Annotated in this window: 26 protein-coding genes; 4 read left to right on the top strand and 22 right to left on the bottom strand. The window is 70.9% G+C overall.

Features of this window, described 5'->3' with window-relative positions; genetic code table 11:
• Positions 1 to 30: 30 nt before the first annotated feature.
• The 22 genes from fliE to U8331_RS11810 all read right to left on the bottom strand — a co-directional run bounded on the left by fliE (position 31) and on the right by U8331_RS11810 (position 20835).
• Complete coding sequence (fliE, locus tag U8331_RS11915) at positions 31 to 402, bottom strand: flagellar hook-basal body complex protein FliE (protein ID WP_481131245.1); 372 nt, start codon at positions 400 to 402, stop codon at positions 31 to 33.
• A 329-nt stretch (positions 403 to 731) separates the two neighbouring features.
• Positions 732 to 2168, bottom strand: coding sequence for a sigma-54 dependent transcriptional regulator (locus U8331_RS11910; RefSeq protein WP_481131244.1), 1437 nt, complete (start codon positions 2166 to 2168; stop codon positions 732 to 734).
• Positions 2161 to 2568, bottom strand: a complete 408-nt coding sequence (locus U8331_RS11905; protein WP_481131243.1) for a response regulator — start codon at positions 2566 to 2568, stop codon at positions 2161 to 2163. Before U8331_RS11905 ends, U8331_RS11910 begins: the two co-directional genes overlap by 8 nt.
• Positions 2569 to 2582: 14 nt before the next feature.
• Positions 2583 to 3968 carry an RNA polymerase factor sigma-54 gene (rpoN, locus tag U8331_RS11900; RefSeq protein ID WP_481132970.1) on the bottom strand — a complete coding sequence of 462 codons (1386 nt, stop codon included), beginning with the start codon at positions 3966 to 3968 and terminating at the stop codon, positions 2583 to 2585.
• A 238-nt stretch (positions 3969 to 4206) separates the two neighbouring features.
• On the bottom strand, positions 4207 to 4833 hold the full coding sequence (locus U8331_RS11895) for a response regulator (protein WP_481131242.1): 627 nt from the start codon (positions 4831 to 4833) through the stop codon (positions 4207 to 4209).
• Between the two features lie 351 nt (positions 4834 to 5184).
• The gene (locus U8331_RS11890; RefSeq protein WP_481131241.1) at positions 5185 to 5742 is read right to left on the bottom strand and encodes a PilZ domain-containing protein; all 558 of its coding nucleotides are present in this window, start codon (positions 5740 to 5742) and stop codon (positions 5185 to 5187) included.
• The gene (gene fliT / locus U8331_RS11885) at positions 5739 to 6020 is read right to left on the bottom strand and encodes a flagellar protein FliT (RefSeq protein ID WP_481131240.1); all 282 of its coding nucleotides are present in this window, start codon (positions 6018 to 6020) and stop codon (positions 5739 to 5741) included. Before fliT ends, U8331_RS11890 begins: the two co-directional genes overlap by 4 nt.
• The gene (fliS, locus tag U8331_RS11880; protein ID WP_481131239.1) at positions 6017 to 6430 is read right to left on the bottom strand and encodes a flagellar export chaperone FliS; all 414 of its coding nucleotides are present in this window, start codon (positions 6428 to 6430) and stop codon (positions 6017 to 6019) included. The genes fliT and fliS overlap by 4 nt, the downstream gene beginning before the upstream one ends.
• A gap of 4 nt (positions 6431 to 6434) precedes the next feature.
• A complete protein-coding gene (fliD, locus tag U8331_RS11875) occupies positions 6435 to 7784 on the bottom strand; it encodes a flagellar filament capping protein FliD (protein ID WP_481131238.1) in 1350 nt (449 codons plus the stop codon).
• A gap of 258 nt (positions 7785 to 8042) precedes the next feature.
• Positions 8043 to 9224 (bottom strand): flagellin, encoded by a 1182-nt coding sequence (locus tag U8331_RS11870; RefSeq protein ID WP_481131237.1) that lies wholly within the window; start codon positions 9222 to 9224, stop codon positions 8043 to 8045.
• Between the two features lie 236 nt (positions 9225 to 9460).
• Positions 9461 to 10654, bottom strand: a complete 1194-nt coding sequence (flgL, locus tag U8331_RS11865; RefSeq protein ID WP_481131236.1) for a flagellar hook-associated protein FlgL — start codon at positions 10652 to 10654, stop codon at positions 9461 to 9463.
• A gap of 15 nt (positions 10655 to 10669) precedes the next feature.
• Entirely contained in the window at positions 10670 to 12544 is a 1875-nt protein-coding gene (gene flgK, locus U8331_RS11860; RefSeq protein WP_481132969.1) for a flagellar hook-associated protein FlgK, read from the bottom strand.
• A gap of 11 nt (positions 12545 to 12555) precedes the next feature.
• On the bottom strand, positions 12556 to 13596 hold the full coding sequence (flgJ, locus tag U8331_RS11855; protein WP_481131235.1) for a flagellar assembly peptidoglycan hydrolase FlgJ: 1041 nt from the start codon (positions 13594 to 13596) through the stop codon (positions 12556 to 12558).
• 9 nt (positions 13597 to 13605) lie between these two features.
• Positions 13606 to 14700, bottom strand: coding sequence for a flagellar basal body P-ring protein FlgI (locus U8331_RS11850; RefSeq protein WP_481131234.1), 1095 nt, complete (start codon positions 14698 to 14700; stop codon positions 13606 to 13608).
• 21 nt (positions 14701 to 14721) lie between these two features.
• Positions 14722 to 15471, bottom strand: a complete 750-nt coding sequence (locus tag U8331_RS11845) for a flagellar basal body L-ring protein FlgH (protein WP_481131233.1) — start codon at positions 15469 to 15471, stop codon at positions 14722 to 14724.
• Positions 15472 to 15473: 2 nt separating this feature from the next.
• On the bottom strand, positions 15474 to 16259 hold the full coding sequence (flgG, locus tag U8331_RS11840; protein ID WP_481131232.1) for a flagellar basal-body rod protein FlgG: 786 nt from the start codon (positions 16257 to 16259) through the stop codon (positions 15474 to 15476).
• A 56-nt stretch (positions 16260 to 16315) separates the two neighbouring features.
• The gene (locus tag U8331_RS11835) at positions 16316 to 17062 is read right to left on the bottom strand and encodes a flagellar basal body rod protein FlgF (protein WP_481132968.1); all 747 of its coding nucleotides are present in this window, start codon (positions 17060 to 17062) and stop codon (positions 16316 to 16318) included.
• 21 nt (positions 17063 to 17083) lie between these two features.
• Positions 17084 to 18304, bottom strand: a complete 1221-nt coding sequence (flgE, locus tag U8331_RS11830) for a flagellar hook protein FlgE (protein ID WP_481131231.1) — start codon at positions 18302 to 18304, stop codon at positions 17084 to 17086.
• Positions 18305 to 18346: 42 nt separating this feature from the next.
• Positions 18347 to 19015, bottom strand: coding sequence for a flagellar hook assembly protein FlgD (locus U8331_RS11825; RefSeq protein WP_481131230.1), 669 nt, complete (start codon positions 19013 to 19015; stop codon positions 18347 to 18349).
• A 23-nt stretch (positions 19016 to 19038) separates the two neighbouring features.
• Positions 19039 to 19446, bottom strand: coding sequence for a flagellar basal body rod protein FlgC (gene flgC, locus U8331_RS11820; protein WP_481131229.1), 408 nt, complete (start codon positions 19444 to 19446; stop codon positions 19039 to 19041).
• Between the two features lie 11 nt (positions 19447 to 19457).
• On the bottom strand, positions 19458 to 19826 hold the full coding sequence (locus U8331_RS11815; RefSeq protein ID WP_481131228.1) for a flagellar basal body protein: 369 nt from the start codon (positions 19824 to 19826) through the stop codon (positions 19458 to 19460).
• Positions 19827 to 19905: 79 nt separating this feature from the next.
• Positions 19906 to 20835, bottom strand: a complete 930-nt coding sequence (locus U8331_RS11810; protein ID WP_481131227.1) for a chemotaxis protein — start codon at positions 20833 to 20835, stop codon at positions 19906 to 19908.
• 112 nt (positions 20836 to 20947) lie between these two features.
• On the opposite strand from U8331_RS11810, the gene flgA reads away from it, so the two are divergent.
• The 4 genes from flgA (at position 20948) to U8331_RS11790 (ending at position 23643) form a co-directional block, all read left to right on the top strand.
• Complete coding sequence (gene flgA / locus U8331_RS11805) at positions 20948 to 21628, top strand: flagellar basal body P-ring formation chaperone FlgA (protein ID WP_481131226.1); 681 nt, start codon at positions 20948 to 20950, stop codon at positions 21626 to 21628.
• 103 nt (positions 21629 to 21731) lie between these two features.
• Positions 21732 to 22043 (top strand): flagellar biosynthesis anti-sigma factor FlgM, encoded by a 312-nt coding sequence (gene flgM / locus U8331_RS11800; protein ID WP_481131225.1) that lies wholly within the window; start codon positions 21732 to 21734, stop codon positions 22041 to 22043.
• Between the two features lie 20 nt (positions 22044 to 22063).
• Entirely contained in the window at positions 22064 to 22405 is a 342-nt protein-coding gene (locus tag U8331_RS11795) for a flagellar protein FlgN (protein ID WP_481132967.1), read from the top strand.
• Entirely contained in the window at positions 22402 to 23643 is a 1242-nt protein-coding gene (locus U8331_RS11790) for an ATP-binding protein (RefSeq protein ID WP_481131224.1), read from the top strand. The genes U8331_RS11795 and U8331_RS11790 overlap by 4 nt, the downstream gene beginning before the upstream one ends.
• Positions 23644 to 23934: the final 291 nt, after the last annotated feature.

The following is a 23934-nucleotide window of genomic DNA, read 5'->3' as shown; positions in this document are numbered from 1 at the left end:
CCGGGATGTGTCGGTGGGCGGGGCCGTGCGTCAGATCGGCATGTTCATGACGTCCTGGTAGGCCTGGACGAGCCGGTTGCGCACCTCGGCAGTGGCCTTGAAGGCGACCGAGGACTGCTGCATCGCGACCATCACCCGCGCCAGGTCGGCACGCGGGTCGCCCATTTCGAACGCCTTCTGCAGCTCGCCGGACTCGCGCTGGACGCGGCTGACGTTGTCGAGCGCGTTGTTGAGGGTCTGGCCGAAGCCCGGCGCCCCCGCTTCACCGGCGCGCCCGATCCCGTCCGGCCGCAGGCCCTGCGGATTGATCGCGTTGCCGGCCGGCGCATCGGCCAGGGGCCCGCGCGCCCGCATCTCGTGGGCGCGGATCTGGGACAGGATCGATGAAATCGCGTCGGTCATGGGGCGTGGCTTGCGCGTTCAGCGGGTATGCCCCGGTGTAGGCAAGGCGCGTGCCACGACGGCGACGGGATTCCGGCGCAGGGGGCCGGCGCCCGCGACGTGCTGCCGTTGCCGGCGCCTGCGAAAACCTGTCACCGCGGTAGGAGCGACGTAAGTCGCGACCCACTGACCAATGGCCGATGGTGGAAAATGCGGGCGGCAACGTTCCGTGATCGCGCGATCCCGGAAGTCGCATTGCCGGAGCGACGCGTTGATCGACCGCGGAGCGGGCGGTCAGTGGGTCGCGACTCACGTCGCTCCTGCAGAAGCAGGGGGTGCGCCCCGGGACCCTATTCCCGCTCGATGCCGTACTTGCGCAGCTTCTCCACCAGCGTGGTGCGGCGCAGGCCGAGCAGCGGGGCGGCGTGGGCAACCACGCCGTCGGCCTGCTGCAGGGCGGCGCGGATCAGTTCCAGCTCGATCTCGGCGATGTGGCTGCGCAGGTCCAGGCCTTCGGCCGGCAGGGTGGTGGTGGGCGACAGGGTGCCGGGATGCAGGGTGCTGCCGTCGAGCGGGCGGGCGTCGAGCATCGACGGGGCGGCCGGCAGCTCGTCCTCCAGCGGCGGCTCGGGCATGGCGGCCCGGTAGCGCGCCGGCAGGTCGGCGGCGCGCACGGTGCCCGCCGGGTGCAGCACGGCGAGGCGCTCGAGCAGGTTGCTCAGCTCGCGCACGTTGCCGGGCCAGTCGTAGTGGCCCAGCGCGGCCACTGCGCCGCCGCTCAGGGCGACCTGGCCGCGGCCGCTCTCGGCCAGCTGGCGGGTGATGGCACCGATCAGGTCCGGCAGGTCGGCGACGCGCTCGCGCAGCGGCGGCATCTCGATCGGGAACACGTTGAGCCGGTAGAACAGGTCCTCGCGGAACTTGCCCTCGTGGATGTGCGCCTCGAGGTTGCGGTGGGTCGCGGCGACCACGCGCACGTCGCAGTGGATCACGCTGGTGCCGCCGACGCGCTCGAAGGTGCGCTCCTGCAGCACGCGCAGCAGCTTGACCTGCATCGCCAGCGGCATGTCGCCGATCTCGTCGAGCAGCAGGGTGCCGCCCTCGGCCATCTCGAAGCGGCCCTTGCGCTGGGTCAGCGCGCCGGTGAAGGCGCCCTTCTCGTGGCCGAACAGCTCGCTCTCCAGCAGGTCCGGCGGGATCGCGCCGCAGTTGATCGCCACGAACGGCTTGCTGGCGCGCTTGGAGCGCTGGTGGATCGCGCGGGCGGCGACCTCCTTGCCGGTGCCGGACTCGCCGAGGATCAGCACGGTGGTGTCGAACGGCGCGACCTGGTCGATCATCCGCGACAGCTCCAGCGTCGCCGGGCTGCGGCCGGTGGGGCCGCCGGCGGACTGCTCGCGGCGCTCGTCTTCGTCGATGCGCTTGAGGCTGGCGCGGCGCAGCGCCTCCTGCAGCTGCACGCGGCGGATCGGATAGTCCAGCGGCCACTGGGTTTCCGGGTGCAGCGCGGTGCGCCACGGCGCGTCGGCGGCGTGGCCGGGCAGGACCAGCAGCGGCGGATGCAGCGGCTGCCGGCCGAGCCAGTCGACGAAGTCCTGCCAGTCGGTGCCGTCGCCGGTATCGCCCACGACAATCGCGACCCAGTCGCTGCCGCGCGCCTTGTTCAGGTCGACGTCGGAGGCCTCGGTGACGATCCGCGGGGTGAAATCCATGAACTCCAGCAGCGTGGCGACGTGTTCGGCACGGTCCATGTCCTGGTCGATCAGGAGGATGCGCGACTCACTCATCGGCGGCGCCAGCCTCCGCGGTCGCCATGCCGTTGCCGGCCAGCGCTTCCAGCAGCGGCACCACGTCGTGGATGTAGGACAGCTTACTGACGAACGCGTCCGCGCCGGCACGCATGGCGTGCTCGCGGTGCTCGGTGTCGTCGAAGTGGCTGGCGATCACGATGTACGGCGGATTGTCCTGCGCCTTGATCAGGCGGGTGGCCTGCAGCCCGCCCATCTCCGGCATGGCCAGGTCCATCAGCACCGCGTCGGGCCGCAGCGCTTCGCACTGGGCGATCGCCTCGATGCCGTTGCCGGCCGAGCCGACCAGTTCCAGCCAGTCGAGCCGGCGCAGGTGGCGCATGGCGGCGTTGATGAAACCTTCGTGGTCGTCGACCAGCAGGAGTCGGAGGGTGCGCATGTCGTTTTCCTGGATCAGGCCGCGGCCGCGGGCCTGCAGCGCTGGCGCGCGGAGGGGATCGAGAGTTGGTCACGGTACTTTGCCACCGTGCGGCGGGCGATGCGCACGCCGCGGCGGGCGAGCAGCCCGGCGATGACGTCGTCGGCCAGCGGCGACTGCGGCGGCTCGGCGTCGATCAGGCGCTTGACCATCGCCTTGACGGCCGCGCCGGACACGCTGGCGCCTTCCAGCCGCACCGCGAACAGGCGCTTGAGCTCGAAGGTGCCGCGCGGGGTCTGGATGTACTTGCCGCTGGTGATGCGCGAGACGGTGGACTCGTGCATGCCGATCGCGTCGGCGACCTCGCGCAGGGTCAGCGGGGCGATCGCCTCCTCGCCGCGTTCGAGGAATTCGCGCTGGCGCTCGACCAGCACCTGCACCGTGCGCAGCAGGGTGTCGTTGCGCATGGCGATGCCGCGCACCAGCCAGCGGGCTTCCTCCAGCAGGCCGCGCAGCACGGACTGGTCGCCCGGCGCATGGGCCAGGGCCTGTTCGCAATGGGCGGCGATGCGGATGCGCGGCGCGGCGCGGCCGCTGAGTGCGACCCGCCACTGGCCGCCGAGGAAGCGCACGCTGACGTCGGGAATGATGTGGCCGTCGTCGCTCGCGGCCGGCTCCTCGATGGCCGAGGGGCGCAGCGACAGGATCAGCGCGGTGGCGGCGGCGACCTGTTCGACGGTCACCTGCAGGGCGGCGGCCAATGCGGCGTGGTCGTGCGCGGCGAGGGCGTCGATGCGTTCGAGCAGGATGCGCTCGGCGAGGGCGCGTTCGGCTGCTTCCGGTGTCCGGGCCAGCTGGGCGAGCAGGCATTCGGCGGCGGTGGAAGCGGCGACGCCGGTCCAGTCGCCGTGCAGCAGGCGCTGGCGCGCGGCTTCAAGGGTGGCGGCGGGGATGTCGAATGTGGCGGCACCCGCGGCGGTGAGTTCGTCCAGCGGCTGCTCGAGGAAGCCGAGTTCGTCGCAATGGTCCAGCCACCACTGGGCCAGCCGCAGGTCGGCGGCGTCGAGGTCGAACGACAGCTCCTGCAGCAGGCGCACGCGCCAGTCGCTGGACTCGCCGGCGGCGATGCGCGCGCAGGCGTCGTCGTCGCCCCCGGTGATCCCGCCGCCGGACAGGTACGCCGGTTCGGGCAGTTCGTCCCAGGCAGCGGCTTCGAGCGCGGTCTCCGTGTCGGCGCCCTCGGCGTCGGTCTCGCCGATTTCGTCGGCCTCGTCGGGCTCCAGCATCGGGTTGCGGTCGAGGGCTTGGCGCAGCTCCATCTCCAGCTGCGGCGCGGTCAGCTGCAGCAGCCGGATGGATTGCAGCAGTTGCGGCGTGAGGTTGACGCTCTGCGCAAGCTGGGTGCGGACGCTGGTCTTCACGTTCATTTCCCCTCCGCCTGCATGGCGGCCGGGCATAAATCCTGCAGGAGCGGCGACGGCGGCCGCATCGGGAGAATCCCCTCACGTGTCGGGCAGGACATGACGCAGGTAGGGGAATCCCCCACACGATCGCCGGTTTTCCGGCATCGGGGTCACGCTACGGCGGCAAAGCGAAATGCGGGTATTGGGACGGATGTCCGGTTGGCCGCGCGCTTTGGCGCGGGTGCCGGGGCGGCGGTTACAGCTCGCCGCGCAGACGCATCGCGGTGCGCAACAGTTCCACCCCGCTGCGGCAGCCGAGCGCATCCATCAGGCGCGCGCGGTGGGTCTCGACCGTCTTGATGCTGATGCCCAGGTCGGCGGCGATCTGCTTGGTGCTGCGGCCGGCGCCGATCGCGGCGAGGATCTCGCGCTGCCGCGGTGGCAGCGCATGCACGCCCTGGGCGCGCTGCGGCCGGCCAGCAGACAGTTGCGGCGCCGACACCTGCGGGCTGAGGAACGTGCGGCCCGCCGCCGCCGCGCGCAGGGCGATCTCCAGTTCGGCCGGCGCGGCCTCCTTGACCACGAAGCCGACCGCGCCGCGGGTCAGCGCCTCGCGCACGTGGATGGCGTCGTCGTGCATCGACATGATGACCACCGCGGCTTCGGGGCAGGTACGGCGCAGCTCGTCGAGCGCGTCGAAGCCGCTGCGGCGCGGCATCGACAGGTCCAGCAGGACCACGTCGGGCAGTGACTGGCTCGCGCGGATCACCGCCTCGTCGGCGCTGGCGGCCTCGGCCACCACCTCGATGCCGTCGAAGGACTCCACCAGCCGGCGCAGTCCCGCCCGGATCAGGGTGTGGTCGTCGCAGATCAGTACCCGCACGTTGAGTGGCGTCTCCGTCGCGATGTGCGCTGCGTCAACCTTAGCCGAGCGCGGCGGGGTTGCACAGGCGAGATGCGTGAGCCTTGGCCGGACATCGGTAGTCGCCCGGATGTAGGAGCGACGTGAGTCGCGACCCACTGGCAAATGGCAGCGCCGCGATGGTCGCAAATCCCGATCGCGCGATGATCGGTCGTTGGCGCTCGGAGGTCACCCGGAACCCGTTGTCAGTGGATCGCGATTCACGTCGCTCCTACCAACACGGGCCGCCGTGATCGGCATCGAGTCGGGGCGCCAAGTCCTAGCGTCGGCCGGCCCCCCCTTTCCTCCGTTTCCCGAGCCCGGCGCGCGCGGTCAGCGCACCCGCCGGCTTTCGGCGATCGCCCGGCGGTGCACGCGGAACAGGTGGCGGGCGAGGGCTGATTCCAGCGCGGGGGTGAGCGGGCCGAAACGCAGCCACAGCTGCCGGCCGTCGTCCTGTTCGACGCTGGCCAGCACCGTCGCCGGCAGCAGCAATGCCTCCGGCAGCCAGTCGGACGGTTGCACCCGGAGCGCGCCGGCGGTCCCCGGGGCCACGGCGTCGTCGACTTCCAGGCAGGCGCCCAAGGCCGACCAGCGCAGCGGCCGCATCGGGTCGAAGTGCTCGCCCAGCTTGCTGGCCACCAGCGCGGTCAGCAGGTCGAGCTTGGCCTCGATGCGGTGCAGGACGAGGTCATGGGAACCGTGCTCGCCGTCGTCCTCGCCGCGGCTGTCCTCGACCACGGCCAGCGAGCGCAGCAGGTTCTCGCCGCGCAGGCAGGCGGTGCGCAGCGCGGCGGGCGACAACGCGCCGGGAAGGAACGCCGCCGGCCGCACCTCGTCGCAGGCGAGCGAGTCGCCGAACACCTGGGCGCGGGCGGTCTCGGCGTTCATCCCTGGGCGCCCTTGTACGCGGCCGCGCCGCGATGGCTCTGGCGCAGGCGCTGCAGCGCCGAGCCGGCGTGGCTGCGGGCGGTCTGCAGTTGCTCCATCAGTTCGCGCTGGGCCTGAAGCAGCGCCAGCCAATGGGTCCGACTGCGGGCATCGGGCGGTTCGGCCGCCACCGCGTCGCGGACCGCGCGTTCGTGCTCGGCCAGCAGGGCCGACGCGCGGTCCCACTCGCCGGCGTCGAGCGCCTGCCGCACGGCGCGGATCGGCAGCACCGGGATCATCGGGTCCCGCCCCCCGGGCCGGTCGCCTCGGGATCGATCGCGCGCCAGGCCTGCTCGATGTCGCCGAGCAGCTCGTCGACCTCGGCCAGCGGCGCGGGGTCGTTGTTGCTGTTGGCCTCCAGCAGGCGGCGCTGGAAATAGTCGTACAGCGCATGCAGGCCCTCGGCGATCTCGCCGCCGGCCTTCATGTCGAGCGTGCTGTTGAGGCCGCCGATGATGCCGCTGGCGGAAGTGATCGCGTGTGCCTTGCGGGCGACATCGCCGCGCTGCAGGCAGGCGATCGCCAGCTGCACGCGTTCGCGCGCGCCGCCGAGCATCAGGCTCACCAGCTGGTGCGGGCTGGCATCGAGGATGGCGCTGCTGGCGCTGGTCTGGCGGTACTGGTTGGCGAAGGCGCGGGCGCTGTGCATGTCATCAACTCTGCGAGTAGGTCGGCAGCCGGGCGAGCTGCTGGGTAAGGAAGGAGCTGACCGAGCTCATCTGCGCGACCATGGTGTCGAGCGCGGTGAACTGGCGCAGGTAATTGGCCTCGACCTTTTCCATCCGGCGGTCGAGCGCGAGGCGGTCGCTTTCGAGGCGGTCCATGCGCGTTTCCAGCGCCTCGGTGCGGCCGCTGATCATGCCGTCGTCGCCGAGCCAGGACTTCAGCGCACCGGCCAGCGGCTTGCGCAGCGAGCCCTCGTCGCCGAGCAGGCGCTGCACGGCCTGGGGGTCTTCGGCGACCAGCTTGTCGAAGGTTTCGCCGTCGAGGCTGAGCGAGCCATCGACCTTGGTCTCGAAGCCGAGCGCGGCCAGTTCGGCGTAGCCCTGGCTGACGAAGCCGCGCAGCGACTGGGTGATGCCGCGCGGCGCGGCGTCGCCACTGAGCGCCGCGCCGGGCGCATCCTCGCTGCCGGCGGCGCTCTGCGTGCGCAACTGCGACAGCGCGGTGTTGTAGGCGCTGACGAAGCTGAGCAGGCTGGCCTTGAGCGTGCTCGGGTCGGAGGTCAGCTCGAGGTTGAACGACTCGCCGGGCTTGGCTTTGGTCAGGTCGAGGGTGACCCCGTCGATCAGGTCGTCGATGCGGTTGCTGCTGCTGGTGCGGGTGATGCCGTCGACCACCACCACCGCGTCGTTGCCGGGATCGGCCACGACCATGGTGCCGCCGGTGGTGGCCAGCGCGGACAGCCCGCCGTCGCCGCCACTGGCGGTGATCTGCATGCGGCCTTCGCTGCCGGTGTCGGTGGAGGCCAGCACCAGCACGTCGCCGTCGTCGCCGTGCACGATCGTGGCGCTGACGCCCAGTTCGCCCGCCTGGTCGTTGATGGCGTCGCGGATCGCGGCCAGCGAACCGTCCCCTTCGGCGACGGTGACGTCGACCGGATCGCCGTCGCCGACGGTGATCGTCAGCGTGCCGTGGCCCAGCTGCGCATCCGCGGCGAGCGCGGCGGACTGCAGCTTGTGGGTGCTGGCCAGGCTTTCGACCGTCACCCCATAGCTGCCCAGGGCGGCGCTGGCACCCGCCGTCGCGCTGAAGCCGGCGTCTTCCGGCACCTTGACCTTGCGGCCCGGCGACGCACCCTCGTCCTCGAGCTTGGCCAGCACGTCCTGCAGCCCGGACAGCGCGCTGCTGATCTTGCCGAACGCGGAGATCTGCGACTGGGTGGTGCTCTCGATGCGGTTGAAGCGGTTCTCGCTGGGCGCGCGCTCGGCGGCGACCAGCTGCGACACCATCGTGTTCACCGGAAGGTTGGAGCCGACGCCTGGGCTGGAGAGTGATGCCACTGCTGCCTCCTGGGGCGGGTGGACGGGTGGGCGTGGATGCTTCGGACTGCGATGCTTCAAACAGCCGGGGCAAGAATCGTTCCGCCGGGGTTTTGACACCGTGCAATGCCGCGCCTTGCGTTGCTTCCGGTAACGGCCGCCGGCGCCGTGGCTTTAGCGTCGGGGCGGCGCGGAAATCTCATCGCGCGGCAAAAAAAAACCGGCCAGGGCGAAGCCACTGGCCGGTCCGGAGAGACGAGGATCTCCCGTTTGCGGTGATCAGCGCAGCAGGCTGAGCACGCTCTGCGACGACTGGTTGGCCTGCGCCAGCATGGCGGTACCGGCCTGCTGCAGGATCTGCGTGCGCGACAGGTTGGCGGTCTCCTTGGCGTAGTCGGCGTCCATGATCCGGCTGCGAGCGGCCGACAGGTTCTCCGAGCCGGTCTGCAGGTTGGTCACGACCGAGGAGAAGCGGTTCTGCACCGCACCCAGGTCGGCGCGGGCGTCGTTGACCGACTTCAGCGCGGCGTCCATGGCGAGCATGGCGTTGTCGGCACCGGCGACGGTGGAGATGTCGAGGTCGGCGAAGCCGGTCTTGGCCTCACCGGCCACCTCGGCAACAGCCACGTCACCGTCGGCGATACCACTCGACGCCGTACCGGCGGCGGTAGCCGTGATCGTGATGTCCTCGGCCGAGGTCAGCACGATGCCGTCGCCGTCGTCGTTCACCGTGGCGGTGACGCCGGTGATGCCGGCCGCCGTGATGGCTGCCTGGACGGCAGTGGCCTGGTCAGCGGCGGTCGCGTCGGCGGCGGACTCGGCGACCAGAACGTCGGTGCCGTTGATCACCAGGTCGCCCGCGCCGATTTCCGCAAAGGTCGCGCCGGCGGTCTTGTCAGCCAGGGCGGAGCCGGTGGCGGTCGCTTCGTTCGTGGTCACCGAGGTCCAGGTGCCCAGCGAATCGGTGTTCGCATTGGCGATGGCAGCGATGTCGATGGTCTCGCCCTGGTTGGCGCCGACCTGGAACGACTGCGAAGTGAAGGTGCCGTCGAGCAGTTTGGTGCCGTTGAAGTTGGTGGTCTCGGCCACGCGGCCGATCTCGGCCTTCAGCTGGTCGACTTCCTTCTGCAGGGCGGCGCGGTCGTCGGTGGAGTTGGTGGCGTTGCGCGACTGCACGGCCAGCTCACGGATGCGCTGCAGGTTGTTGCCGATCTCGCCCAGCGCGCCTTCGGCGGTCTGCGCCAGCGAGATGCCGTCGTTGGCGTTGCGGGCGGCCTGGTCCATGCCGCGGATCTGGGTGGTGAAGCGCTCGGAGATGGCGAGGCCGGCGGCGTCGTCCTTGGCGCTGTTGATGCGCAGGCCCGAGGACAGGCGCTGGATGGTGGTGCCGAGGTCCGCGCTGTTGGTGCTCAGGTTGCGCTGCGCGTTGAGCGACATCACGTTGGTGTTGATGACAGACATTTTGAAGTCTCCTGGATTCGGAAGTCCGGCGTTTCGCGCCGGTTGGCGTCGCAGGGGCTTGCCGTGATCCGGTCCTGTCCGCTGCTGAAATGGATAACGGCCGGGGCAAGGAACGCTTTAGGCCGTTTTCGAAACTTTTTGCTTTTTGCCGCAGGGGCTGGTAGTGCCTCGAACAGGCATGCAAAGCGCCTCGCCCCGTTATCGGGCAAGGCGACGGAAACTGAAGACGGGGGCGGTTACAGCTTGTTGAACAGCGACAGGCCCTGCATGCGCAGCGTCACCTGCTGCGCGGCTTCCAGAGCGGTGAGCTGCATGGCGAAGCGCGTGGCCGCTTCGGCGTAGTCGATGTCGCGCAGGTCCGACAGCGTGGTCTCCAGCGACAGGCCGGTGGCGCTGCGGCTTTCGGCGGCGTTGTCGAGGCCGGACAGTCGTGCGCCGGTGCTGGCGCGGGCGGCGAGCAGATGCTCCTGCGCGGTGGCGAGGTCGCCCAGGCCCATGGTCAACACGTTGGTGCGGCGTGCCGCCTCGGCGGGGCCGCCGTCGGGCGCTTCCAGGGCATCGGCGAGTGCATCGAGCGTGCCGAAGATGTCCCGCGTGCCCGCGCGCTGCACGCCGAAGCTGTCGCCGGCGGCAGGCGTGCCGTTGATCTGGAGCTGGACGCCGCCGGCGCTGATGGTCTGGCCTTCTTCCCAGGTGCCGGTGCCGATCTCGGTACCGCCGGCGTCGAGCACCCGGTAGCTGCCGGGCGCGGTGAATTCGACGGTGATGCCGTCGCCGTTCCACGCCCCGTGGTCGGTCACGCTGGCGGAGGCCAGCACGCCGCTGCCGGTGTTGGCGGCGCCGACCGAGCCGCGGACGATGCCGTCGCCGGTGGGCACCTGCATGAACAGCGCGTTGCCCGGGTCGGTGTCGTCCAGGCTGAGGCCCGGCGCCACTTCGACCTCGTTGCTGCCGCTGTTGCCGGCGTACGTCACCACGCCGCCGTTGTCGGCGAACGGCACCACGCCGTCGCGGGTGCCGGCGAACAGGGCGCGGCCCGCGCCGTCGCCGCGGTTGCCGATGGTGATCATCTCCGCGCGCAACTGCCGCAGTTCGATCGAGATGAGCTTGCGGTCCTCGCCCGACAGCGTCGGGGTGTTGGCACGGATGATCAGTTCGCGGGCGCGGATCAGCTGGTCGCCGGCGTCCGACAGGGCGTTTTCCTGCAGGCCTAGGCGGCGCTCCAGATGCCCGGCATTGCTTTCGAACTGCTCCAGCGACGCCAGGGCGTGGTCGAGGCCCTGCACGGCCGCGGCGGCGGAAGGGTCCTGCGCGGCATGGGTGAAGCGCCGGCCGGTGCTCATCTGCTCCTGCGTGCGCGCCAGCTCGGACTGCCGCTGCATCATGCTCTGCAGGCCCTGGTTGAACATGCTGGCGGTGGAGATTCTCATCGGTCGCTCCGGGCGTTAGCGGCGCACCGCGCCGAGCAGGGACTGGAACAGGGTGTCGGCGGTGGCTATCACCTGCGCCGCGGCCTGGTAGGCCTGCTGGTAGCGGAGCAGGTTGGTCGCCTCCTCGTCGAGGTTGACGCCCGACAGCGACTCGCGCTCGGCGATGACCTGCGAGTGGATGGCCGTCTGCGCCTCCAGGGTCAGCTCGGCCTGGCGCGCGGCGCTGCCGGTGGTGCCGGTGAACTTCGACAGGCCCGCGGTGAGGTCGACGGTGCCGCCGGTGAGGAGGTCGCGCTCGTCCAGTGCCGCCATGTCGCGCGCGTTGCCGTTGTCGGACGAACGCGGCGGGGTGCGCGTCAGATTGAACGCATCGCCGGCGCCGGGGGTGCCCTGCAGGTCCAGCGACCAGCCGTCGCCGGTGATCGGCGTGCCGGGCGTCCAGGCGATCGGGTCGCCGCCGTTGATGGTGTAGGTGCCGGCATCGATGAACTCGATGGTGGCCCCGGAGAACGCCGCGAACGCGGCGGGGTCGGTGATGCGGCTGGCGCCGGCGGTGGCGTTGCCGATGTTGCCGGCCGCGGCGGTGGATTCCAGTGGCGCGGCGGCGGCGATCGCCGAAGGGTCGTCGATCAGCACCTCCATGCCGCCGGCGACGCCGGAGGTGGGGCGCAGCGAGAAGCGGTCGCCCGGCGCAGGGGTGCCGCCGACCACCAGTTCCACGCCGTCCACGCGCAGCGGGTCGGCGGCGGTGCCGGTGCCGGTCATGGGTACCGTCTCGCCGGTGTCGGCGCGGGTGGCGCTCCAGCTGCCCGCGTCGAAACGCAGGACCAGGTCGTTGCCCTTCAGCGCGCCGAGGTCGCCGATGCTGGCGTCCAGGGTGGCGGTGCCGCTGTTGCCCTGGTGGCGGTCGATGCGGGGCGGCGGCAGCGAGAACAGGTCGGTGCCGACCGCGCCGTTGTAGTCGACGCCGGCGCGCTGGGTGGCGTTGAACGCCTCGGCGAAGCCGGTGGCGAGGCGGCCCAGCTCCGCGCGTGCCGGATCGAGCACGCGTTCGCGGAATTCGATGAGGCCGCCGACCTCGCCCGACACGGTGTCGGCCGGCAGGCGCATGGCGGTACCGGCGGGGGTTTCCAGCGACAGCTGCAGGCGGTCGGCGCGATAGGGATCGCGTACTGTGCCCAAGGTCATCGCGCGGTTGCCGAGCACCATCGGCTGACCGCCAGTGGTGAACACGTTGAGCGAGCCGTCGTCCTGCTGCACGGTCTCCGCGCCCACCAGGCCGGCGAGCTGGTCGATCCGCAGCGCGCGCTGATCCAGCAGGTCGGGCGAGGCGTTGCTGCCGGCCGCGGCGATGTCGCGGTTGAGGTTCGCGATTTCGCCGGCGAGCTGGTTGGCGGCGGCGACCTGGGTCTGCAGCCGGGCGTCCACCTCCTCGTCGAGCTGGGCCACCTGGCGGTCCATCGCGCTCCAGCGCGAGGCCAGCTGGTTGGCGCTGGCAAGCAGTTCGTTGCGCGCCGACGAGGACGTCGGCTCGGCGGTCACGCCCTCGGCGGCGGCGAAGAACTCCGACCACGGACCGGCCAAGCCGCTGCTGGGATCGGAGACGATCTTGTCGAGCCGCCCCGACAGCGCCGACAGCTGCTCCAGCCGGCCCATCTCGCCGCTGCTGTCGACCTGCCGCCCGAACACCAGCCCGTCGGCGAGGCGCTCCAGGCGTGCGATGTCGACACCGGCGCCGATGTAGCCCGCACCGTGGTTATGGCCCACCCGTGCTTCCATCTCCACGCGCTGCCGGCTGTAGCCGGGCGTGGTCGCGTTGGCGACGTTGTGGCCGACGGTGTTGAGGGCGCGCTGGAAGGCGAGCAGGGCGGAGCTACCGGTGGAGAGCATGTCGGCCAAGGTCAGCCTCGCGGAGTCGTGTCGGGCAGCGCGGCGTAGGCGCGGCCGTGGAGGTCGTCGAGCCCGGCGAGCGCGCGCTGCAGGGTCGGACCGTTGGTGATAGCGGTGATCTTGGCCGCGTACGACGGGTCGGTGGCGTAGCCGGCGCGCTGCAGTGCGCTGGCGAAGCGCGCCGGGTCGTCGCCGGCGGCGAGCGCGCCGGCGTAGCGCTCGTTGCGCATCAGCCGGGCGTAGTCCTCGAAGCTCTCGTGGATCGAGCCGTAGGCGCGGAAGTCGTCGCGCTGGTTGTGGCGCACGCCGCCAACGAACTCGTGGGTGGCCGAGTTCACCTTCGCGCCGTTCCAGCCGGTTGCCTTGATGCCGAACAGGTTGTGCGAGCCGTCGCCGCCGACCAGTCGACGGCCCCAGCCGGTCTCCAGCGCGGCCTGGGCGACCAGCGCCCTGGCCGGCACGCCGAGCTCGGCCGCGGTGCGCTGCGCGTGCGGCCAGATCGAGCGCACGAACGCCTCGGGGCTGCTGCAGTCGAGCTTCGCGTCCGCGTCGCAGGCCGCATCGACGGCGGTCGGTTCGGGCAGCGGCGCCGCGAGCGGAGCGACCGCGCCCAGCGACACGCCGCTGCGGGTCGGCGCCAGGGTGAGTCCCGCGGAGCCCGACGGCAGCGCCATCGCGGTAGCGGACGAGGCCGACAGCGGCATCGCCATCGGCAGGTTGCGGGTCAGCGGCAGGCCGCCGTGAGGGCCGAAGGTGACGCCGGTGTCGCCGTCCGTCCCGGTCGTGCCCTGGCTGCGCTCGAGCTGGCGCACGATCATCGGCGCCAGGCCGAGCCCGTCGCCCTTGGCCATTTCCTTCGCGAGCTGCTGGTCGTACATCTCGCGGTACATGGTGTTGTCGCCCAGCATCGGGTCGCCGAAGCTCGCGCTGCGCATCGACTTGAGCATCATCTGGGCGAACTGGGTTTCCAGCTCGCGCGCAGCCGTACGCAGCCGGTCCCGGGAGGGTTCGGCTGCGCTGAGCGGCATCGCGGTGGCGGATTGCAGGTGCATGGCCGTGGCTCAGATCACCTCGAGTTCGGCGCGCAGGGCGCCGGCGCGCTTGAGCGCTTCGAGGATCGCGACGATGTCGCCCGGGGCGGCGCCGACGGCATTCACCGCCTGCACGATCGCCTGCAGCGAGGCGCCTTCGAGCACGAACATGCGGTTGCCGTCCTCGGTGATTTCAATCGAGGACTCCGGCACCACTGCGGTGGCGCCGTTGGCGAACGGACCCGGCTGGCTGATCTGCGCGCTTTCGACAATCGACACCGTCAGCGAGCCGTGGGCGACCGCGGCCGGCAGCACGGTGACTTCGCCACCCATCACCACGGTGCCGGTGCGGGAATTGACGATGACCTTGGACGGCGCGGTGCCGGGGCTGACCTCGAGGGTTTCCAGCCGCGACAGGAACGCGATGCGGTCGCCCGTCGGCGGCGCGACTTCGATGGTGACGCCGTCGACCGCGTGCGCGCGACCGGGACCGAACGCGGCGTCGATCGCCGCGACGATGCGGGCGGCGGTGGTGAAGTCGAACTCGTGCAGGTTGAGGGTGACGCTGCCGCCCGGCGCCGCACCCGGCACCGCACGCTCGACCACCGCGCCGTTCGGAATGGTGCCGGAATTGGGCGCGTTGACCGAGATCCGCGAACCGTCGCGGCCGGACGCGCCGAAGCCGCTGACCATCAGGCTGCCCTGGGCGATCGCGTAGACCTGGCCGTCGGCGCCCTTGAGCGGGGCCATCAGCAGGCTGCCGCCGCGCAGCGAGCCGGCGTTGCCGATCGAGCTGACTGTGATGTCGATGGTCTGGCCGGGCTTGGCGTGCGGCGGCAGCTCGGCGTGGATCGCGACCGCGGCGACGTTCTTGAGCTGCGGGTTCACCCCCGGCGGAATGCTGACGCCGAGCTGGTCGAGCATGGTCTTCAGGCTCTGCACCGTGAACGGCGTCTGGCTGGTGCGGTCGCCGCTGCCGTCGAGGCCGACGACGAGGCCGTAGCCGACCAGCGGGTTGCCACGGACGCCGGCCACCTGGGCGAGGTCCTTGATCCGTTCGGCCGAGGCCGGGGCGCTGGCGAGAGCCAGTCCCAGCGAAACGATGATGGCGATGAGCAGGCGCATGGAGGGGATCTCGGCGTGCTGTCAGTAAGGGAAGGCGGCGGAGTTGAAGAACCGGCCGAGCCAGCCCATCGCGTTGGAACGTGCCAGCGTGCCGCGACCGCCATAGACGATCTGGGCATTGCCGACGCGGTCGGAGGTGATGCGGTTGTCGGGACCGATATCGGCCACCCGCACGATTCCTTGAACCTGCACGAGTTCGTCGCCCTGGTTCAGGCGCATCTGCTTCTGGCCGCTGACCAGGAGATTGCCGTTGCCCAGCGTGCGGACCACCTGCACGGTGATCTCGCCGTCGAGCCGGTTGCTCTGGGTGGAGTTGCCGGCGCCGTCGAACTCGCGCCCGGCCTCCACCTCGGCCTGCAGGATCGACTGGCCCTTGTAGGTCACCGGCACCCCGGCGATCACCGGCGCGCCGAGGCTGAAGCCGCTGTCCTTGGTGACCGAGGTCTGCGCCCGCGAAGTCGAGGAGGTGTTCTCGACCAGCACGATGGTCAGCAGGTCGCCGACCTGGCGCGCCTTGTTGTCCTCGAACAGGCTCATCGTGCGCCCGCCGCCCTGGACCGCACTGCTGGCGGCGCTGGCGTAGATCGAACCGGTGGCGGCCTGGGCGGCGCCCATGGCCGGCGCCGGCACCGCCCCGGGGTAGGCCTGGGCGGCTATGGCCGGGTCGATGGCCGGGACCGGTGCGATCGGCTCGAACGGGCGGACGTCGCCGACGAGGCTGGCGCAGCCGGCGAGCAGGAGCAGGGCAATGGAGGCAACGAGGCGCTTCATGGTCACAGGTTCTGGTTGAGGAAGCCGAGCATCTGGTCGACCGTGGAGATCGCCTTGGCGTTGGTCTCGTAGGCGCGCTGGGTCTCGATCATCGACACCAGTTCCTCCACCGTGTTGACGTTGGAGGACTCCAGCGAGCCCTGCGCGAGCAGGCCGATGCCGCCGGTGCCGGGGCCGCCGACCTGGGCCGGGCCGCTGGCGCCGGTCTCGACGAACAGGTTGCCGCCCTTGGCCTGCAGGCCGGCGGGATTGACGAAGTCGGCCAGGGTCAGCGCGCCGACCTGCACCGCCTCGGCCTCGCCGGCGACCTGGACGCTGACGGTGCCGTCGGCGGCGATGGTCACGCTCTGCGCACCTTCGGGGAACTGCAGGCCGGGCTGCACCGGGTAGCCGGAGTTGGTCACCAGCTCGCCGTTGGCATTGATCTGGAAGCTGCCGTCGCGGGTATAGGCCGGGCTGCCGTCGGGCATCAGCACCTCGAAGAAGCCGCGGCCGTTGATCGCCACGTCCAGCGCGTTGCCGGTCTGCGACAGGTTGCCCTGGGTGAACTGCTTGGCGGTCGCGGCCACGCGCACGCCGGTACCGGTCGACAGGCCGGACGGCAGCTGGGTCTGCTCGCTGGACGCGCCGCCGGGCTGGCGGACGGTCTGGTACAGCAGGTCCTCGAAGCTGGCGCGGTCGCGCTTGAAGCCGGTGGTGTTGGTATTGGCGAGATTGTTGGAGATGACCGCCATGCGCGTTTGTTGCGCGTCGAGGCCGGTCTTGGCGATCCACAGAGCCTGGGTCATGGCGGGTTACCTCTTTGTTCCGGTGGTGCCGACCGGCGGTCCGGTCAGTCAAGAAATCAGCGCGAGGACAGCAGCGAGTTGCTTGCCTGCGCGCTCTCGTCACCGCTCTGCAAGACCCGTACCTGCATCTCGAACTGGCGCGAGAGCTGGATCATCGAGACCAGCATCGAGGTGTTGTCGACATTGCTGCACTCCAGCGCGCCGGAGGTCAGGACATTGCCGGCGGCGGGCGGAGCCGGGTCGGCACCGGGCGGCATCCGCATCAGGCCGTCGTCGCCGCGCACCAGCTGGTCGGTGCGTGCTTCGACCACCTGCAGGCGCCCGGCTTCGGCCAGCGTCGACGGCGGCTGGCCCAGCGGGACGACCGAGATCGTGCCGTCGCCGCCGATCAGCATCGACTCATTGGGCGGCACTGCGACCGGGGCGCCGCCCTGGTCGAGCACCGGCAGGCCCGAAGACGTGGTCAGCAGGCCATTGGCGGTCAGTTGCAGGTTGCCGGCGCGGGTGTAGGCGACGCCGCCGTCGGGCGCCTGCACCGCGAGCCAGCGGTCCTGGTGCAGGGCGATGTCGGTGGCGTTGCCGGTCGCGTTTATGGCGCCCGGCGCCGAGCTGACGCCGAGCGTGCGGTGGCTGGCGGCCACGCGCGAGTCGAAGCCCTCGCCCTGCACCGGCGCGGCGACGGTGCCGCTGAGCGTGGCCTGGAAGCCGACCGTGTTCGCGTTGGCGAGGTTGTGCGACACCGACGCCTGCGCCTTCAGCGTGGCGCTGGCGCCGGTCATTGCGACGTAGAGGGCTCTGTCGATCACGGCCGGTTACCTCCCGCCTCAGCGGATGTTGATCACCGTCTGGGTGACCTGGTCCTGGGTCGAGATCATCTGCGCGTTGGCCTGGAAGTTGCGCTGCGCGGTGATCATGTTGACCAGCTGTGCGGTCAGGTCGACGTTGGAGGCTTCCAGCGCGCCGCCCTGGACCAGGCCGAACTCGGACGAGCCGGCCGAGCCGAGGCGGGCGTCGCCGGATTCGGCGGTTTCCGCCCAGCCGTTGTCGCCCAGCGGCTGCAGCCCCTGCGGGTTGGCGAAGTTGGTCAGCGCGACCTGGCCCAGCGGGGTGGAGACGCCATTGGTGTAGCGGGCGTTGACGATGCCGGCCGAGGAGACTTCGATGCCGGTCAGGCGGCCGGTGGCGTGGCCGTCCTGCACCAGCGCCGAGACGCCGAAGTCGTTGCCGTACTGGGTGGAGTCGGCCAGGTCGAGCTCGATCGCCATTGGCGCCGCGCCGTTGCCGGGGTCGTGGCCGGGCAGGGCGATGGTGCCGGGGTTGGGGGTCTGCAGCGCGCCGACGTCGGAGTACTGCAGCGTGGTCGGGCCGCCGACCGCGGTGCCGTCGATGGACGCGTGCACCTGCCACTCGTTCGGGTTGGCGGTCTTCACGAAGTGCAGGGTCTGGGTGTGCGACGCGCCCAGCGAGTCGTACACCGTCAGCGAGGTGGTGTGGTTGTAGGTGGTCGGGTCGGTGGCGTCGAACGGTGCCACCGCCGGCACGGTGGCGTTCGCCGGCAGGTTGGTGCCGATGTCCACCTCGGCGGTGGCCTGCGGCGGGGCGTCGCCGGTGGCCAGCTGCAGGTCGGTCAGGCGGCCGGTGTCGAAGCCGGTGCCGGCTGCGTTCGGCGGAAACACCTGCAGGCGGTGGCCGCTCGGATTGACCACGTAGCCGTCGCTGTCGGCGCCGAAATTACCGGCGCGCGAATACACCGTGGCGCCGCCGTTGGACAGGGTGAAGAAGCCCTGCCCGCTCAGCGCCAGGTCGAGCGCCTTGCCGCTGAACTCGACGTTGCCCTGGTCGAACTGCTGCGCGACCTGCGCCAGCTTCACGCCGGCGCCGATGGCGTTGCGCGACAGGCCGTAGGCCGACACCGGGAAGACGTCGGAGAACTCGGCGCGCGACTGCTTGAAGCCGGTGGTGTTGGCGTTGGCGATGTTGTTGGAGGTGACGTTGAGGTCGGCGGTGGCCGCGTTCATGCCACTGAGCGAGATGCGGAAACTCATGATGCGTGCTCCCTGTTCGGATGCTGGTGGACGAGGCGGCGGTCAGCCGACGCGACGGATGGCGGACAGCGGGTGGCTGCCCAGGCCGGAGAGGTTGAGGACGAGACCGGTGGGTTCGATCGACACGCTGTCGATGTGTGCGGCGACGCCGACAGCGAGCGCTTCAGCGTCCTCGCCGAGGCCACTGCTGGCGCGGATGCTGTACTCGCCGGCCGCGATGGGCTCGCCGTTGTTGTCGCGGCCATCCCACTGCCACGGCACGCTGCCGGCGCCGTCGGCCTCGACCGAAGTGGTGCGGACGATGGCGCCGGCACTGTCGAGGATGTCGATCCGGATCGGGCCGGCGCCGGTGGCGGCGACTTCACCGTTGACCGCAGCGCCCGCCGCCAGCTCCACGGTGTCGGCCTCGACCAGCGCCTCGCGCCCGACCAGGCTGGCCGCGCGCAGGGTCTGGTCGGATTCCATCACGCTGGCCATCGAGCCCATTGCGCCCTGCATGTCCTCGATGCCCTGCACCGTGGAGAACTGCGCGAGCTGGCCAAGGAACTGGTTGTTGTCGAGCGGCTTGAGTGGGTCCTGGTTCTTGAGCTGCTCGGTCATCAGGCGAAGGAAATCGGCCTGTCCGAGCGTGGTGTCCCGCTCCTGGGTCGGCTTGGCCAGACCCAGAGCGCCATAGGGGTTGTCGTTGCCGGTAGCGCCGATCGCGGTCATCTGGAGGTCTCGTCAGTCACGGGCTACCTGCCCATGTTCAGGGTCGCGGTCGCCAGTTCCTTGGCGGTGTTGAACACCTCCACGTTGGCCTGGTAGCTGCGCGAGGCGGAGATCAGGTCGACCATCTGCGCGACCGGGTCGATGTCGGGGGCGTAGACATAGCCGTCGCCATCGGCCAGCGGGTGGCCGGGTTCGTAGCGCTTGAGCGGGGCGGCGGTGCTGTCGACCACTTCGGTGACGCGCACGCCCGAAAGGCCGGGATCGCCGGCCACGGGGGCGGCGTTGAATACCGGCAGCTTGGCCTGGTACACCGCGTCGGGGTTGCCGGAGACGGTGTCGGCGTTGGCCAGGTTGCTGGCGACGGTGCTCAGGCGCACCGACTGGGCATTCATCGCCGAGCCGGCGACGTCGAAGATCGGGAGGTTGCTCATCGTCCGCGCCCCTATTGCCCGGTGATCGCGGTCAGCATCCCGCGCACCTTGGCCTCGACGAACGACAGCGAGGCGCGGTATTCCAGCGAGGCCTGGGCGAAGGCGGCCTTGGCGCGCTCGCCGTCGACCGTGTTGCCGTCGAGGCTGGGCTGGCTGGCGGCGGGCGCGTACTGCGCCATCGCGACCGCGTTGTCGATCGCGTCACCGGGGCCGACCGGACTCAGCGCGGCATTCAGCGCGGACTGGAAGTCCAGGTCCTGGGCCTTGAAGCCGGGGGTGTCGGCATTGGCGATATTCCCCGCGAGCAACTGCAGGCGCTGCTCACGCAGGGCCAGCGCGGTGCCGTGGATGCCGAGGAACGATGAATCGAGTGAAGGCATGGGTGCCCTCCGGGTCTGGTTCACCCGGGATCAGGCAAGCGCCGTGCCACGACGTGGAGGATCGCGCCCCCGGCCGGCCCTACGCGGCGCGCTGCAGCGCCGTCATCCGCACCGCGATGCGTTGCGCCAGCTCGTGCTCGGAGTACTTGGGCACGAAGTCGTCGGCGCCCACGCGCTCGACCATCGCGTGGTTGAACACGCCCGACAGCGAGGTGTGCAGCAGCACGTAGAGGCCGCGCAAGGCGGGACTGCGACGGATTTCCGTCGTCAGGGTGTAGCCGTCCATCGCCGGCATCTCGATGTCGGAGATCACCATCGCATAGCGGTCGCACGGCGATCGGCCGCTGTCGGCCATCTGCTGCAGGTGCTCCAGCGCCTGGCGGCCGTCCGAGAGCAGGGTGGCGCCCAGGCCGAGCTGCTCGAGGACCTGGCGGATCTGGTTGCGGGCAACGCGGGAGTCGTCCACCACCAGCACCTCGTGCGGCACCCCGGCGGTCTGCGCGAGCGGGGTGATGCCGGCGGCGTCGCTGGCGCGCGGGGCCGATTCGGCCAGCACGCTCTCCACGTCGACCAGCTGGATCAGCTCGCCCTGGTGGCGGGTGACGCCGGTGAGGTAGTGGCCTTCGCCGCCGAGGTCGGGCGGCGGCTGGATGTCCTCGACCGCGATGTTGACGATGCGCTCGACCCCCGACACCAGGAAGCCCTGCACGGTACGGTTGAACTCGGTCACCACCAGGTAGCCGGGCGCGGCGCCGTCGTGGGCGTGGCCGATCGCGCGGGCCAGGTCGAGCACCGCCACCGTGCGGCCGCGCACGTCGGCGGCGCCGGCGAACGCCGAGGGCAGCTGCGGCAGGGTGAACAGCGGCGGCCGCGGGATCACCTCCTGCACCTTGAACACGTTCACGCCAAAAAGCTGACGCGTGCCCAGGCGGAACAGCAGCAGGGCCAGCCGGTTGTGGCCGGCCAGGCGGGTACGTTGGTCGATGCGGTCCAGCAGGTCGCGGCTCATGGCGAGGTTGTCGGCCGCCCTGCGCGGTTCTTGAGCCCGATCGGGCAGGTCCGGTCGCCACGGGCGGCACGGGTCTTGCTTGAAGCCGGGCAGGTCCGTTCCGGAATCCATCGTGCGGCAGTTGTTCTCCAAAACCTGGCTGATCGTGGCGCTGTGGGGGCTCGCCGCCTCCGTGGCAACCGCCGCGGACGCCGCGCCGGCATCGATCACCGCACCCGCGGCGATCCGTGCGGCGGCGGTTGCCGCGCTCGGCGTCGATCCGTCGCAGGCCGAGGCCTCGGTCGATCCGAACCTGCGGATGGCGGCCTGCGACGCCCCGCTGCAGGCGGTGCCGACCAGTGCCCGGGTGGTGCAGGTGCGTTGCCCGGACCAACCCGGCTGGCATCTGTATGTGCCCGTGCAGGTGCGCGATATCGAGGAAGTGGTGGTGCTGACCGAGCCGGTGCAGGCCGGCGAAACCATCACCGCCGACATGCTCGCCGTGCGCAGGCGCGACATGGCCGGAACCGGCAGCGGCTTCGCCGATCCGGCCGCGCTGGTCGGCCAGACCGCGCACCGCAGCCTGGCGCCGGGCTCGGCCCCGACCCGCGGGGACGTGGCCGGGGAGCGGCTGCTGCGGCGCGGCGACCCGGTCGTGCTGGTCTCGCGCGCCGGCGGCATCGAGGTGCGGGTGGCCGGGCGGGCGCTGGGCCGGGCGGCGCCGGGCGGGGCGATCTCGGTGGAGAACACGCAGTCGCGGCAGATCGTCAGGGGGCGGGTCGTCGGCGACGGCGTGGTGGAGGTCATGCGTTGAGGCACAAGCGTCTGGCGCGGGTTGGGATCGGGTTCACGGAACCGCTAAAGTTCGCCGGCGGCGGGCCGTTACCGGGTTCGACCGAGCCACCAGGAGCACTTCCATGACCACCAAGATCGACGGCGCACCGCCGCCGGCCGTCCGTACCGCCGAACTGGCGCAGGCCGGTGCCGCCCAAGTGCGGTCGGGCGAGGACCGTTCGCAGCCGGTCGCCGCCGCGCCCGCGTCCGACAGCGTCCGCCTGACCGGCGAGGCCGAGGGCCTGCAGGCCCTGCAGCGCGAACTCGGCGCCCCCGGCATCGACGTGGCGCGGGTCAACGAGGTGCGCGCGGCGCTGGCCGACGGCAGCTACCGGATCGACCCGCAGCAGATCGCCACGCGCATGCTGGCGCTCGAGAGCGAGCTGGGTCGATGAACCCGGCGGTCGCGCAGCCGATGCCGGGCAGCCCGGCCGACCCGCTCGACACCCTGGAGCAGGCGCTGCAGGCCGAGCGCCGCGCGCTGCTGGCGCAAGACGTCGACGCGCTGCTCGACTCCACCCAGGCCAAGTTGCGCGCGCTGCGGCTGGTCGAATCGCAGCCCTTGCGCGGCAACGACCCGGCCCGGGTGACCGCGCTGAGCGAGCTCAACCGTGCCAACAGCATCCTGCTGGCGCGTCGCCGCCGCGAGGTGAACTGGGCCCTGCGCCACCTTGGCCGCGTCGAGTCGACGGGCGTGTACGATGCCGGTGGGCAATCGGGCGCACGTCCGCAGGTGCGCTGCCTCGGAGTGGGATGAGCGAACGCGAGACACCGGCCGCCGCGAACGACTGGAGCGCCCAGATGCTCTGGGCGTTGACGATGGTCGACACCGCGGTGCTGCTGCTCGATGGCGAGGGTGGGCTCGTCCACGCCAACGACGCGGCCCGCGCGCTGGCCCTGCGCCTGGATGCCCGGGCCGACCCCGACCGGCTGCTGGCCCGGATTCCCGACGGCGCCTGGGATATCGCCTGCGAAGCAGGGCGCTGGACCGGCGAGGTGCTGGTCGAGGCGCCGCCGCTGGTGCTGGAGATCAAGCTGTTCTGCGGCCTCGGCGAACAGGTCGGCCGTCGGCTGGCGTCGTTCAGCGACGTGTCCGCGCGTTCGGCGCGCGAAGGCGAGCTGCAGCAGCGCCACGATGAACTGCAACGCACCTACCGCCGCCTGGCCGGCACCCAGGAGCAGTTGCTGCAGTCCGAGAAGATGGCTTCGATCGGCCAGCTCGCCGCCGGCGTCGCGCACGAGATCAACAACCCGATCGGCTACGTCCACTCCAACCTCGGCACGCTGCAGGAGTACACCGGCGCGCTGCTGGCGCTGATCGACGGTTATGCCGGCGCGCTCGCCGGCGACGACCCCGCTGCCGCGCGCGAGGCGATGGCGCAACTGCGCGAACGCCTCGACTTCGACTTCATCGCCGGCGACCTGCCGCAACTGCTGGCGGAGTCGCGCGAAGGCATCGAGCGGGTCACCAAGATCGTGCAGGACCTCAAGGACTTTTCGCGGATCGGGCGCGACGAGCCGATGCGGCCGTCGGACCTGCAGAAGGGGCTGGAGTCGACCCTCAACATCGTCTGGAACGACCTCAAGTACAAGGTCCGCGTGGAGAAGCACTACGGCGAGCTGCCGCTGGTGGAGTGCCACCCGTCGGAGATCAACCAGGTGCTGATGAACCTGCTGATCAACGCCGGGCAGGCCATCGCCGAGCGCGGCACCATCGTGCTGGCCACCGGCTGCGAGGACGACGAGGTCTGGATCACCGTGTCCGACAGCGGTTGCGGTATCGCCGAGGAATCGCTGCAGCGCATCTTCGACCCGTTCTACACGACCAAGCCGATCGGCCGCGGCACCGGGCTGGGCCTGGCGATCTGTTACAGCATCGTGGCCAAGCACAACGGCCGGATCGACGTGAGCAGCCGGCTGGGGGCGGGCACGACGTTCCGGGTGGTGTTGCCGGTGCGGCAGCCGGTGGGTGGGGCGGGCGAACAGGCGGTCTGAAAGGCTTTCTTGGCGGGCATTGCCGTTACGCCGCGTTGTGGCGACCCGTGCGCGGTGCGGAGTTCCGGGCTGTTGTAGGAGCGGCTTCAGCCGCGATCGGATGATCCTGTGCCCGTGCCGACTCCACGATCGCGGCTGAAGCCGCTCCTACAAATGCATGACCCGGCATGAGCTACGCCGTGGGAGGAAGGTCCCTCGCAGGAGCGACGTAAGTCGCGACCCGCCGAATGCCTGAAGTGATGTACAGGTCGCGACTTACGTCGCTCCTACATTCCTCCCGGTGGGATTGGA

Source organism: Lysobacter sp. CC-YZS074 (assembly GCF_056739745.1).
Note: the sequence above shows the minus strand (reverse complement) of the source record. Positions and strands in the feature narration are given on the sequence as shown.